The organism is Nitrosomonas sp. Is37 (assembly GCF_033063275.1).
GTDB lineage: Bacteria > Pseudomonadota > Gammaproteobacteria > Burkholderiales > Nitrosomonadaceae > Nitrosomonas.
In genome coordinates this window covers 65,390-78,348 of record NZ_JAWJYP010000001.1, presented here as the reverse complement: position 1 = coordinate 78,348, position 12,959 = coordinate 65,390, and the positions used below count along the sequence as shown (strand labels likewise).

The 12,959-nt window shown below is 42.8% G+C and carries 14 protein-coding genes; 9 read left to right on the top strand and 5 right to left on the bottom strand.

The genetic code is table 11. The annotated features are described in order from the left end of the window. Positions 1-278: 278 nt before the first annotated feature. Positions 279-947, bottom strand: a complete 669-nt coding sequence (locus R2Q26_RS00335) for an OmpA family protein (RefSeq protein ID WP_317534426.1) — start codon at positions 945-947, stop codon at positions 279-281. A gap of 141 nt (positions 948-1,088) precedes the next feature. On the opposite strand from R2Q26_RS00335, the gene R2Q26_RS00330 reads away from it, so the two are divergent. The 5 genes from R2Q26_RS00330 to R2Q26_RS00310 all read left to right on the top strand — a co-directional run bounded on the left by R2Q26_RS00330 (position 1,089) and on the right by R2Q26_RS00310 (position 4,484). Then, positions 1,089-1,343 (top strand): Rho-binding antiterminator, encoded by a 255-nt coding sequence (locus R2Q26_RS00330; RefSeq protein ID WP_317534425.1) that lies wholly within the window; start codon positions 1,089-1,091, stop codon positions 1,341-1,343. 506 nt (positions 1,344-1,849) lie between these two features. Beyond that, positions 1,850-2,182 carry a ribosome hibernation-promoting factor, HPF/YfiA family gene (hpf, locus tag R2Q26_RS00325; protein WP_317534424.1) on the top strand — a complete coding sequence of 111 codons (333 nt, stop codon included), beginning with the start codon at positions 1,850-1,852 and terminating at the stop codon, positions 2,180-2,182. A gap of 260 nt (positions 2,183-2,442) precedes the next feature. Continuing rightward, the gene (locus tag R2Q26_RS00320) at positions 2,443-2,913 is read left to right on the top strand and encodes a PTS sugar transporter subunit IIA (protein WP_317534423.1); all 471 of its coding nucleotides are present in this window, start codon (positions 2,443-2,445) and stop codon (positions 2,911-2,913) included. After that, entirely contained in the window at positions 2,900-3,847 is a 948-nt protein-coding gene (gene hprK / locus R2Q26_RS00315) for an HPr(Ser) kinase/phosphatase (RefSeq protein WP_317534422.1), read from the top strand. The genes R2Q26_RS00320 and hprK overlap by 14 nt, the downstream gene beginning before the upstream one ends. A 22-nt stretch (positions 3,848-3,869) precedes the next feature. Next, positions 3,870-4,484, top strand: a complete 615-nt coding sequence (locus R2Q26_RS00310) for a flavin prenyltransferase UbiX (protein WP_317534421.1) — start codon at positions 3,870-3,872, stop codon at positions 4,482-4,484. Between the two features lie 45 nt (positions 4,485-4,529). On the opposite strand, the gene R2Q26_RS00305 is transcribed toward R2Q26_RS00310, so the two are convergent. The 4 genes from R2Q26_RS00305 to R2Q26_RS00290 form a co-directional block, all read right to left on the bottom strand. Then, a complete protein-coding gene (locus R2Q26_RS00305) occupies positions 4,530-5,156 on the bottom strand; it encodes a 5-formyltetrahydrofolate cyclo-ligase (RefSeq protein WP_090568826.1) in 627 nt (208 codons plus the stop codon). A gap of 11 nt (positions 5,157-5,167) precedes the next feature. After that, on the bottom strand, positions 5,168-6,235 hold the full coding sequence (mutY, locus tag R2Q26_RS00300) for an A/G-specific adenine glycosylase (RefSeq protein ID WP_317534420.1): 1,068 nt from the start codon (positions 6,233-6,235) through the stop codon (positions 5,168-5,170). Positions 6,236-6,308: 73 nt separating this feature from the next. Continuing rightward, positions 6,309-9,641, bottom strand: a complete 3,333-nt coding sequence (locus R2Q26_RS00295) for a DUF748 domain-containing protein (RefSeq protein ID WP_317534419.1) — start codon at positions 9,639-9,641, stop codon at positions 6,309-6,311. Positions 9,642-9,752: 111 nt separating this feature from the next. Then, entirely contained in the window at positions 9,753-10,220 is a 468-nt protein-coding gene (locus tag R2Q26_RS00290; protein WP_317534418.1) for an FKBP-type peptidyl-prolyl cis-trans isomerase, read from the bottom strand. A gap of 199 nt (positions 10,221-10,419) precedes the next feature. Between R2Q26_RS00290 and R2Q26_RS00285 the strand changes: the two genes are divergently transcribed. The 4 genes from R2Q26_RS00285 to fnr all read left to right on the top strand — a co-directional run bounded on the left by R2Q26_RS00285 (position 10,420) and on the right by fnr (position 12,746). Next, on the top strand, positions 10,420-10,872 hold the full coding sequence (locus R2Q26_RS00285; protein ID WP_317534417.1) for a YbaN family protein: 453 nt from the start codon (positions 10,420-10,422) through the stop codon (positions 10,870-10,872). A 295-nt stretch (positions 10,873-11,167) separates the two neighbouring features. Next, on the top strand, positions 11,168-11,290 hold the full coding sequence (locus tag R2Q26_RS00280; protein WP_317534416.1) for a hypothetical protein: 123 nt from the start codon (positions 11,168-11,170) through the stop codon (positions 11,288-11,290). Positions 11,291-11,529: 239 nt separating this feature from the next. After that, the gene (locus tag R2Q26_RS00275; protein ID WP_317534415.1) at positions 11,530-11,838 is read left to right on the top strand and encodes a c-type cytochrome; all 309 of its coding nucleotides are present in this window, start codon (positions 11,530-11,532) and stop codon (positions 11,836-11,838) included. A 164-nt stretch (positions 11,839-12,002) separates the two neighbouring features. Beyond that, positions 12,003-12,746 carry a fumarate/nitrate reduction transcriptional regulator Fnr gene (gene fnr / locus R2Q26_RS00270; RefSeq protein WP_317534555.1) on the top strand — a complete coding sequence of 248 codons (744 nt, stop codon included), beginning with the start codon at positions 12,003-12,005 and terminating at the stop codon, positions 12,744-12,746. Positions 12,747-12,959: the final 213 nt, after the last annotated feature.

Here is a 12,959-nt window from a genome sequence, read left to right as displayed (position 1 = left end):
AAATATTTTAAGCATTAAATAGCATGACGAGCTTTTAAGGAGACCCTGAATAAGTGCCGCTACAAGCTGGTTAGTACGTTATGTTGCGCAAAGAAATGTGCAAAGTTCGTTTTAACGAGACTAACTCTGCTCGTTTTAGCGAAACTCGCTTTGCTCGTTTTCTCGTTTGTTGCACTCCGTTTTCCTTACACTTCAACTTGCTCGGTAACCTATTCAGGGTCAGGGTATCCTTAAGGAGCAACCAAATCTTGTTCACTTCACTGCGACTTTAAATCCTATCATTGGGTTAAAGTCGGGGATGACTGCTGCTCCATGACAAAAATTTCAACGCGTCGGTTTTTAGCTCGATTAGAAGACGTATCGTTTGAAGTGATGGGTTGATGGGAGCCACGACCATCAATCTGGATACGTTGAATCGGTACACTACGACTGACCAGGTAATCACGCGAACTTGCAGCACGATTAACTGATAAAGGATTGTTAATGGCATCAGTACCGGTATTATCAGTATGCCCCACAATCATTATGGTCGTATTAGGATTATTAAGTAAGCTGGTCGCAAAGCTATCGAGAATTGGTCTGAAATTGGACTTAATATCTGCGCGCCCGGTATCGAACGAGATATCACTCGGAATATTGAGCATCAGACGATTATCAGGGGTTTGCGACACCTGCACCCCAGTGCCGGCTGTCGCTGCTTCCATTTGTCTTTTTTGCTCTTCCATTCTTTGTGACCATATGTAACCTGCTCCAGCACCCAGTACAGCGCCTGAACCTGCACCAATTGCAGCGCCTTTACCACCACCTATGATTGCACCAATCACAGCTCCCGTGCCCGCACCAATGGCGGCGCCTTGTGTGGTACCGCGTTGTGTCTCCGTCATGGTGGCACAGCCACCAAGCGTCAACGAAGTTGCAAGAGTTGCGATTGTCATTCTAATTTTCATAAATATCTCCCTCATGAGTAAACTGTACTGTAGCAGAAGAAGTAAAAAATTCAATCTTCGATATCTTATCCAGGGCGCTATTATTTCCTGTGGATAGCGTTAAAATCAGTTCTTCATTACTTTTAAAAGGTTCAAATACCTATGGCACAACAGATCATCGAATGTGAACTGCACGATTATATTGAAGTAGCTTGTATGTACGGCTATCAAGTCAAACTCATTTTAAAGAATCAGCAAATATTTGAAGGCAAAGCGAAAGATATTGTGACAACCGCGGAAAAACGTGAATTTTTGATTATTGATAATGAACAGGGGTCACAACAGGTTGAGCTGATACAGCTCGAAAAAATGCAGGTACTGACACCAAATGCACAGTTCAAAGAAGTTGTATTTTGATGGCTATTTTGCCAGGTAACCCACAGGATTACTTCTTTTCACCAGATTATCTCTTGAACTATTTTAAAACTGGAAATTAAAAAAGCTTAAATATCGATAACTAAAATAAACAATATAATATTAATAGATATTCATAATCAAAGTTGAGTTCTGTCAATTATCATTGATGCTCTCAGGTATGGAAATTGTGGCGTGATATTGCACCACTTTGTTTCATCCTGGCGATGTCTTTTATCGTCTACTTTATTTCTGTATCTGGTATGATCGCTGCTCACAAAACTTTGTAAAGAGTCTCTATAATGAATTGTCTTTATTCTTGATGTTTTGTCGGTAATAGTTATATAACGGATATAACCTATCAGCAGAGCGAACTCAAAATAATCCTGGCGAAGTGTGCAAATTTGGTATTACCGAAGGATGATTGTTGTTCAAGATTCAAGCCTTGAAGTCTTACAAAAAAGATATTCAATGCTTGGTGTTTAGATATTACATAAAAAGGAGACATAATGAATCTGATTCTTACCGGAAACCACGTAGAAATCACGCCTGCCCTACGCGATTATGTGAATTCTAAAATGGACAAGATTAGCCGGCATTTTGATCATGTGATTGACGTGAATGTCATTTTGTCGGTAGAAAAACATCAACAAAAAGCTGAAGCCAATGTTCATCTCCGCGGCAAAGATATTTTTGTCGAGGTAGAGAATTCTGATATGTATTCTTCGATTGATAGCTTAGTGGACAAGCTTGACCGGCAGATTCTTAAATATAAGGAAAAAAACATGGAGCGTCGTAATCATGAGGCGCTAAAAAATCAGGAATTTGACAATCCTGAGTAACTATCAAGTTAACTTAATAGAAAGTTGTAGTGCCAGAAATTATCCTGCTTTATCACAAGACCTAGGTTGACCTAGGATAGGGAAGGTTAAGAGAATAGAAATTATGACATGTCGAGATGATCGCAGATATGTTGGCAATACAAGCTAATTTTTCTACCCAGTTATAAAATCCCACCTAACTACAATTTCTACTCCGATGTAAAAGATAATTTCAGGTGGAACTTACTATTTGTGTTTATCGAGAGTAATTTCATTTTTTTATGAATCTTATTTCACAATTTTTACCTGAATCAAACGTGATCGTTGATCTGGATGTCGCTAGTAAAAAGCGTGTCTTTGAACAGGCCGGATTATTGTTTGAGAATACAATACACATTGCACGTAGTCAGGTCTTTGATAGCCTGTTCGCGCGGGAAAGGCTTGGCTCTACTGGCTTGGGTCAAGGTGTGGCGATTCCACATGGTAGAATCAAGGGACTTCGTGAAGCTGCTGCAGCTTTAGTCAGAATGAAAGAAGCCATACCCTTTGATGCACCAGACGGTTTGCCAGTCAATATTGCCTGTATCCTGTTAGTGCCTGAAAAGGCAACTGACAAACATCTGGAAATTTTAAGCGAGCTGGCTCAAATGTTTAGTAATAAAAATTTTCGTGAAAAATTGCTTCAGAGTAAGAATGCAAAGGAGATTCATCAACTCATTACTGGCTGGACACCTGATCATGTCTCAAATTAGCGTTAGTCAGCTATTTGAGGACAATAAGGCTAAATTATGCCTGACCTGGGATTGTGAGCAGGATTATGGCGGCAAGCAGCTTGATAATGATGTTATTGCTAAATCTGCACAAGGACTGATTGGCCACCTTAATTTTATTCATCCTAACTGGATACAAGTACTGAGTAGTTTTGCTGTTGATTATCTCAATCAACTTGATCCTTCTTCATTGCAGAGAAAATTCCAGCAATTAGCTCAAAGTGACCTAATGTGCATGATTGTGGCTGATGGTTCTTTAGTTTCTGATGCATTGAGATCATTCGCCGCGAGCACACAAACACCAATACTTTGTTCAACCTGTTCGAGTTTGGATGTAATTTGGGTATTGCGTTCCTTTCTGTCTAAAGTGTTGGCACCGAGTATCAGCAAACATGGTGTTTTGTTAGATGTTCTGGGAATGGGTGTGTTGATAACGGGCGATAGTGGAGTGGGTAAAAGCGAATTGGCATTAGAGCTGATCAGTCGCGGTCATGGACTGGTGGCAGATGATGTCGTCGAATTACGCCGTATAGGGCCAGAAACGCTGGAGGGTTCTTGTCCGCCAATATTACGAGATTATCTGGAAGTGCGTGGACTCGGCATGCTGAATATTCGGACTATTTTTGGAGAAACTGCGGTTCGTCGGCGCAAGAACATGAAATTGATCGTTCATTTGGAAAAATCCAGCGGTTCAGATATCAGTTCATTTGAACGACTTCCTCTAAGCAACCTTAATGAGAGTATTTTGAATGTAAACATACGCAAAGTGATTATTCCCGTTGCTGCCGGGCGAAATCTGGCGGTATTGGTCGAAGCTGCAGTCCGGAATTATATTTTGCAGTTGCGCGGAATTGATAGCACCCAGGAGTTTATCAAGCGGCATGAGCAGGAAATGACGGATAATGCCTCAGATTAATATTTGAGATTCTTTTCTTGAGATGAGTGTTGCGCAAACGATTACCCTTGCCTTTACAGGAGCATCCGGCATGCCTTATGGCATTCGTCTGCTAGAAATATTATTAGCTCAAGGCGTGCATGTTTATTTGCTGTATTCACAAGTGGCACAGATCGTTGCCCAGCAGGAGATGAAATTGATGCTCCCTTCGCGCGCGCAAGAAGCGGAAGCATTTTTCAATGACTATTTCAATGCAGAAAAAGGATTGCTGAAGGTATTTGGGCGAGAGGAGTGGTTTGCACCCGTTGCCTCTGGTTCCAATCCAGCTGACGCAATGGTGATTTGCCCTTGTACGATGGGCACCTTGTCAGCTGTTGCTTCAGGTTTGAATCAGAAGTTAATCGAACGTGCGGCAGATGTCATGCTCAAGGAGAAGCGTAAACTTATTTTGGTGCCGCGTGAAATGCCTTTTTCTACGATTCATCTCGAAAATATGCTAAGGTTGGCACGTTGTGGTGCCATTATCCTACCGGCTAATCCCGGGTTTTATCATCATCCCCAGAGCATACAGGATATCGTTGATTTTGTAGTAGCACGTATCCTTGATCATCTTGGTGTCGCGCATACGTTAATGCCACGCTGGGGTGAAGAAAGTTAGTGAATTGGTGCTGTTCTGGTAAAAAGGACTTCACCAGACCGGCCGCTATTTCAACGCATTCCTCATTGCGCACATTTCCTGGGAGATTGGCTGGAGTTTATGGTCAATCAGGCAATAGATTGTTTTTTCAGTGATAACATAATCCATCGCGATATCGTGTTCATGGGGATAAATGGTCGGCAGATGGAGCTGTTCAAATGCGGTGCCGATGGTTAGCGGCCGAGGGTGGATCGCAGACAGGGTGCGATCAAAAAATCCACTACCGTAACCTAATCGGTAACCTTGACTATCAAAGCCTATCATGGGAATAACTGCGGCGTTGACGATTACTTGTTCGGTATCATGGGGGATAGCGATGCCGTAAGCATCTTTTCTCATCGGGGCTTGTGGCCACCACTTGCGGAATCTTAATGGTTGATGCGGACCAATCACTTCGGGTAGCGCTAACGTCGCACTACACGTAGATAAATATGCCATTACTGGTGCTGGATCGTATTCGCCTAGGTAGGGTGAATAAAATCCTACACAGCGTTGTTGCAAGATGGGAAAACCTTGTATGAGCGAAGCAGTAATCGCTTCGCTCCAGATGGCACGCTTTGCATCTGGAATTTGTTTTCGGCACGTGATCAAACGTGCGCGTTGTTGTTTTCGCCACTCTCGCCAGTCATTCATAAGGTGATATTCTAATGGGCAAGAAGCGGTTGTTGGAAGTCAGTTTTTAATAAAATTTTTCTGACAGGCGCTGGAAGAGCTAATTGCAATGCGTTATCGATGGTTAGCCAAATTTCATTATCTGTTTTTTTATGAGATCGATTGATCACTTGTAGTAATTGGGTATGAATGCGCAGTTTAAAGTGAGTGAAGGTGTGATCAAGTGGAGGTAAGTCAGTGAGAGGTAATGCATCAATTTCCATAGACTGCGTGCAGTAAGTTTGATTATTGTTATCGATCTGCCTTTCTGGTAAACACCATAACCCACCCCAGATGCCAGGGCTTGGTCGTTTCTCAAGCAAAATCTTGTCCTGATCGATCATTATCAAAAAAGTAGTTTCCTTGCTGGGTAATGGTTTTCTGGGCCTGGGAGTAGGCAAGCTGGCTACCCGATTTTCCGCGAAAGCAACACAGTTTGGTTGTAATGGGCAACTTAGACATTTGGGCTGATGACGGGTGCAAACGGTGGCGCCCAGATCCATCAGTGCCTGGGTATAAGCAGCCATTTGCTGTTTGACACCTGCTTGTGGAAGGAGCTCTTCTGCTTTCTGCCACAATAGCGCTTCTGTTTTTTTCTCGCCCGGATAACCGATGATGCCGAAGTAACGTGCAAATACCCGTTTGACATTCCCATCCAGTATCGCGCAGCGTTCACCATAAGCGAAGGCAGCGATGGCAGCAGCTGTAGAACGTCCTATCCCTGGAAGTTGCTGAATTTCTGCAGCATGTCGAGGAAACCTGCTTTGATAATGTTCTGCCATCAGGCAAGCCGCTTTATGTAAATTACGGCCACGCGAGTAATAACCGAGGCCGCTCCATAAAGCGAGCGCATCATCAACCGGTGCTTTGGCAAGGTATTCGATATCTGGGAAAGCTTCCATAAAACGCTGGTAATAAGGAATTACCGTCATCACTTGTGTTTGTTGCAACATGATTTCTGCCACCCAAATGGCGTAGGGATCATTCGTTCCCTGCCATGGAAGGTCGTGCCTGCCATGCTGTATCTGCCAAAGAATTAGTGTGTTAGCGAAGGTGGACATAATTTCAAAAGAAAAAAGATATGATGTGCTGTTTCTGGTTGAACATACTGACAGTAGAAACAGTTAGGGTTCGTTACTTAATGGAAAATTCTACTCGATTGTTCTGTTTCTGATCATCGTTCGTAGACTCTACCTTTGTTCCCAGCACAAATACGCGTTCGCTTGGAATACCTCCTTGCTCAATCAGCCAATAGAGGACGGTGCTCGCTCTTTGTTCTGCAAGTTCATGCAGTTCATCATCGCTGATCGTTGTGTTAGCGAGGATCAGTTGTTCCATTTCTCCTACTGGTAAGCTTTTGGTCAATCCGATAATATTTTTGGGTTTCTTAAAATCAGTTTCCTTGTAAACGCGAGTGAGATACTGAGTGTATTCTTTTTCATTCAGCTCGATTTCCTCCAGCGAGCCAATAGTCTGCCCTTCTTTTACACTTGCTGAAAGCTTTTGCGCTTTGATTCTTCGATCGAGTAATGCTCGTTTGAGCTCTTCCTGGTCGTTGATTGGATCTGCAAAGCCGGTTATTTCAAGCTTGAGCGCAGGACGATCCAGCAAGGCGGTTGAGAGTGTCTGGAGGCGTTTTTCTGCTTCGGATTGAAGTGTGGCATACCCTGATGGGAAATTGATTTCTGATAACTCTTCTCCATCATTGAACAAAGAACCCAGTAGAGTAAATGGGGCAGTGACAGCTTTGGTAATCAAATTTACAAATGCTGTCCAGATAATGCCTGTCAAACTGAACTCGGGATCGTTGATTGATCCCTTGAGTGGCAGGCGAATGTCTATTTCGCCATGTCTATTCTTGAGAAGCGATATGGCAAGATGGAGCGGCAGTGACACAGCCTCGGGGCTATCTGTTTTGTCACCGAGAACAAGTTGATCCAAAAAGATTTTGTTTTTCGCTTTCAATTCACCTTTTTCAATATGATAATTGACATCAAGCGAGAGTTTACCTTTCTCAATGACATAACCAATGTATCTGCCAGAATAAGGGCTAAACGTTGGCAAATCGATCCCCGTTACGGTTGACACGATATCGAGAGAGAGCTGTCCACTGAATGGGTCAATCATGCCTGAGATATGCAGCGGTGCAGATCGATCAAACAAGCCCTGAATATCTATTTTTCCGGATTTATCTGGATGAAGTGGCCCAATTTGCCCTTTGAGTCTAGTCAAATTAGCGCGGTAATTAGGTTTAATGAATTGATCCGCAAAATTGATATCGCCGTTTCGTAAAACGATTTTATCGATATAAACGGGTAAGGGTGCATTGTCGGCAGGCACAACAGGAACTGTCTGACTGACTGATCCAGTCGAAATGGAGGCAGGAATGGGAGTGGGATCTTCTTGACGGGCAAGACTGTGAAGATTAAGTTGCTTATTCGGTAATAAGGTTACACGCGCATAAAAATCAGTGAGATCAACAGATGCAATGTCGACTCGCAGTGGTTCGCTAATAAACTGAACACCCGTCAGATCGATATTTTTCCAGCGAAGCAGCCTGGATGCCTTGTTCTTATCAAGTATATTGAAGTTAGTCAGCTGTCCTTTACCGTTCAGGGCTATTTTGAGTGGTTCTCCACTTGCCTTGATATTCCCCTGGAAAGAGAAATCGCCCTGACTAAGAAGCGTATTGAATCGGTCACTTGCCCAACCCTGCAAAGGTACAAGATCAACATCTTTGAAATCAAAGGCAAGATTAGTTGTCAGAGGAGCCCATGCAAGAGTACCTCTGGTATCAATGCTGCCACGATGATTAATTGTTGCTTGCAACACCAGATCCAGTGGTTTGATGCCGCTCAGGTCAATGTTATTAATAACCAAATTCAATGAATCAATATTCATTGGCACTATTTTTGCCAGGGTATGATCTTCGAAACGTACCGATGCTGCGTTCAGTTTTACTTGACCGATTTGGGTTGTCCAAGCTTTGCTGGTTTCTGTGTTCGTAAGGGTGGTAGCCGATTCTGTCGTCACCTTGCCTTGATCGATGTTAGTTTCTGCAATGCCAGTTTTTGTTGGATAAGCAGGCTTGTGATTAGGAATGGGAACAGTCGTTTTTGTTGAAAGCGCAACAACTTTTTCTGATTCACTGGATGCATCGGTTCTATTGGCAGGTTTTTTATCCGGAATAGGAATGACGAATTCGGAAGTTTGGATTGGTCGGGGCGCTGATGACAATGTAGCTTCGGGAGCAGTATTTTCGGACGGTGATACGAATATAAATAGTTGAGCTAGGTCAAGTTGACCATCAGCTTGCCGGCGTATCAATGTCTTTGCCTCATTCAGTATAACCGCACCTAGCTCAATATGCCGTTGCGCACGATCAATCTTGATTGTATCGATATTCAGTTTCGGCAGTTGCATCACAGGTTCCGTTTCACCGTGACGCGTGAGTTTTGCGTCCACCAGCGATATCGTTGTTTGCACGGGTTGAGGCTCGGTCAACACTGTTTCCCGCAATGTCACATCGAGCCGTTTCAACGCTACCTGATGCGGTGCTTGAACCGCTTCGTTGTCAATAGTCAATTCCTTGAGTGCAGCGCGACCGGATAGGCTAATGGTGGGTGCTTTGTCCACTACTTGCGTAAAGGCTAATGATAAATCGCTGTCAAGGTTTCCAGAAAGCAGGCGGAAACCGACCGGAATGGGTGAATATTCATCGATATCAGTCAGATCAATATCATTAAACTTAAGCGAGAGCGTTGCTTCACGCTTGTTAGTAAACGGACGCAACTTGCCTTCGAGTGCAAATGGAGCGCCATTGATCCTGGCACTGAGATGTGGTTCAACCAGATTGGTTTGTGCGCTTTTAAAGTTAGCGATAAATGGGATGCCCAGTTTGATTTCGTCAATATTCTGCTGGCTTTTTTTGAGCCGATCCTCAAACACTACGGCTCCTCCATAAATGCTGATGTTGCTGATGGAAAAGTGCGATTTGCCTTGTGCATCATCCGCTGAGTTGCCGGGCTGTGGTTTGAATTGCTCGATCAGATCGGAAATATTGAAACGATGCTTGTCCTCACGGACGAGGTGTAGTCTGGGCGCTGTTAAAGTCACCGTGCTGACAACGGGTGCAAGGTGCCTGATCGATTCGATGCTTAGATCAACATACAAACGATCGAAAGTAAACAGAATGTTGCCAGTATTGGCTTTTTCCGCTACCCGGAAGCCCAGTACGGTAAATTCTAGCGTATAGGGCTGAATGTCGATGGATTGAATGGTAACTAACCGATTTAGCTTCTCGGATAAGGTAACTTCAATCCTGGTTTTTGCATAACTGGGCAACCAATAATAGCCAAGCAATCCAAACAAAGCTATGGCCAGTATGACAGCACCGACGCTTACAACGAGGTACTTGCGCGTCACGAAACGACGTGCTGCTACAGGAGAAGTTGAAGAATTTCCCATGCAATCGTACCTCCAGAAACGAACCTGCAGGAAGCGGGTAACGCAAGTTAAGCAACTATGTTACTAGGTGCAGGTGATTATCTTACCTGCGTTACTTGGCTGGATTTTCTGTTATTGCAAGCCAATCAATTCAACATCGAAAATCAGCGTTGCATTCGGTGGTATCACATTGCCAGCGCCGTGCGCGCCATAAGCCATATTGGGTGGAATGATCAATGTGCGCTGTCCGCCAACTTTCATCCCCAGTACCCCTTGATCCCAGCCTTTGATGACACGTCCTGAACCCAGTAAGAATGAAAAGGGCTCCTTTCGGTCATGTGAGCTATCGAATTTTTTTCCTTTTTTATCAGGAGCCGCAGCATCGTAAAGCCACCCCGTGTAGTGAACGCGCACCGTTTTACCTACCACAGCTTCATCTCCCGCACCTACTTTGACATCGATTTTCTGCAATTCAGTGACTTCGGACGTGGCAGCATGCGGCTCTGAGGCGTGTTCTTTGTAGGCAACAGCGCTCAGCGGCAACAGTATTAAACTTAACAGAAAAAAGCTCAAACTCAATGAAATTTTTGTTCTAAACATGAAGACCTCAAAAGAAAAATCAAAAAATGTATTGCCTTTTATCAAACAGCAACGAGTATTATACTTGCTATGACTTATCCGTGATTGCGATCCATGCAGTTTCGTATATGAGGGTGTACAATAATTTATTTCAGTTCATATTGTGCCTTATTAATGGCATTCTGTTTTTGAAATTTTGTAATCCAATTTATTCATACAAATGCAATTAAACGAACAAGCAAATCAGAACGGAGATGGGGCGCATATCCTGCGCCTGCATCATTCTCTTTTTATGCGTTGGCTTTATTTTGGGGTCGGTATCCTAGCATTACTGATGGGTATATTGGGTATTTTCTTGCCTGTCCTTCCAACTACACCGTTTATCTTGCTGGCAGCGGCGTGTTTTGCACGCAGCTCAGAGCGTTTTCACGATTTTTTACTCAATAATCGAATTACAGGTCCCCTCATTTACGAGTGGTGCAAGTATCGGAGCATATCACGGCAGACCAAACGTTGGGTGTATCTTATAATGGCTTTGTCATTTGGTAGTTCTATCCTGATCGTGTCATCATATTGGCTTAAATTGATGCTAATTTTACTAGCGATCATATTAACAGCTCTAGTTTGGCGTATACCAGTCAGAGGTATCAATATTCATTCCAAAATAAATTGAGACAAGGATGATTTGCTAATGCTAATCCCCGATGAAGTGATTTCTTTTACTTCATTACCCAAAAAGAAAGTGGCTTTCTAATGAATTTGCTACTTATTGTTTTCATGCCATTCATTTGCGCATGTAGGGGAATAGTCTGAAATGAAAGTTATTTATCATTGCGCACTATAAGGCTTATTTTTGTCTGCCAGCTTTTTATTCGCTGGCTTCATATCGATTCTTTACAAAGAATGGTATTCGTCTTCATTCTATTGCTGTTTTACTCAGCGTGGCAGATTTCCTGGTAGGAAAAACTGTGCTGACAGGTGAGCGGGATCTGTTCTCTATTGATGGAGTGAGTCTGATCGTTGCCCTGATCATGATAACTGTAGCTATCGGCGCTGTCCTGCTTCATCAGCAACGCTTTATCTTGGTTTGAAATCGCTCGCAAAATTACCAGAGCAACAAGTTAGCCCATAGCATAATAAGCAGGAAGCTAAGCATGATCAGGACAGTTGAGGTACTATTTGATACCTCAATCATTTTTGAGATTTAGATAGTTTAATTTTTAGGCATGAAGAATTGAATTGTCGAAGTTGGTAAGCGTTGTTGGGTGCTTACTATGATAAATAGTATAATAAAATATTTAATTATCTAAGAGATTAATAGGAGAGAAGAATGAAGAAAAGACTATCTTTATTGTTATTAGGTTGTACGCTAATCGTATTGAGTGGCTGTTCGAGGGATAAATATATGCCAGTGGCAGGTGCAACGCCTGAGACTATTTTTAAGGAAGCTTGTGCGAAATGCCATTCTCCTGTAAATGGCAAAGTAATGGCACTGAGTCCTGAAATGGCAAATGTGGATGCAATTATTGACAGAGTGAGAAATGGAAAAGGTTTTGGCATGCCAGCTTTCCCTAATCTTATGGGTGATTCCGTAGAAGATCTGGCGAAGTATGTATTGGAAAATAGCGCAACTAAGTAAATTGCTGCCAGTTGTTATTTTTCTGTGGCAGAGATTCCTGCTCACATTATGAGCTATCCCCATGCCGCATAAGGATTTCTGAATGGTTTGCTTGTGCGGCATTTTTTGATTGATTAAAGCAGTAATTGAGGTTGACTCGATTCGTATTTAACCAGGAATTTGTCTTGTCTGATCACGCAAGAGCCAGAAATTACATTGTATCCCCAGTTGAATCGAAATGTACTACTTGTAGTTTGCGAGAGTTGTGTTTGCCAGTGGGCCTTGATGAAGATGAAACAGAGCTCCTGGGTGACTTGATTAATCACAAGTACAGGATTCGACGTGGAGAGCACTTGTTTCATGCTGGATTAGCTTTCAAGTCACTTTATGCTGTCCGCAATGGTTTTTTTAAATCTTGCGTACTTGACTCGGATGGTCATCAGCAGGTTACTGGGTTTTATATGACGGGAGAGTTATTGGGGCTAGATGCAATCAGCTCGGAAAAACACACTTGTGATACCGTTGCTTTAGAAGATAGCGAAGTTTGTGAAGTTCCCTTTCCAAAACTTGAAGAGATTAGCCGTAGTATTCCCTTGCTTATGCATCATTTTCATAAAATCATGAGTCGTGAAATTGTTCAAGATCACACCATAATGATGTTGATGGGTGGTAGAAAAGCTGAAGAACGGTTGGCTGCTTTTTTACTTAATCTGTCAGAACGTTTTGCCAAGCGTGGATATTCACCCACAAATTTTATTCTTAGAATGACGCGAGAAGAGATCGGCAGCTATCTGGGGCTCAAGCTTGAAACGGTTAGCCGTTCATTGTCCAGATTGCAAGAAGAAGGAATTATTACGATTAACAACAAGCACGTCAGATTAAACGATATTTATCGCTTGGGTCGCAAAATTTGTAGCTTCCCAGATTGATGGTGTGGTTTTGTAATTCCTTGTAATTCAGAATTTATTTGCCCCACAAGCAATGTTTTTGGTTAAACAGCTTTTCTTGAGAGTAGGCTAGAGCGTGTTATAATCGCCTCCGTGACAAGACTCTCAAAAATATAGAGTGAAGTCTGATTGCAATCAATATAGTTAATGTTAATAAATACACACACTCGTCATTGTAGGGTGCTTAGTAAGCAG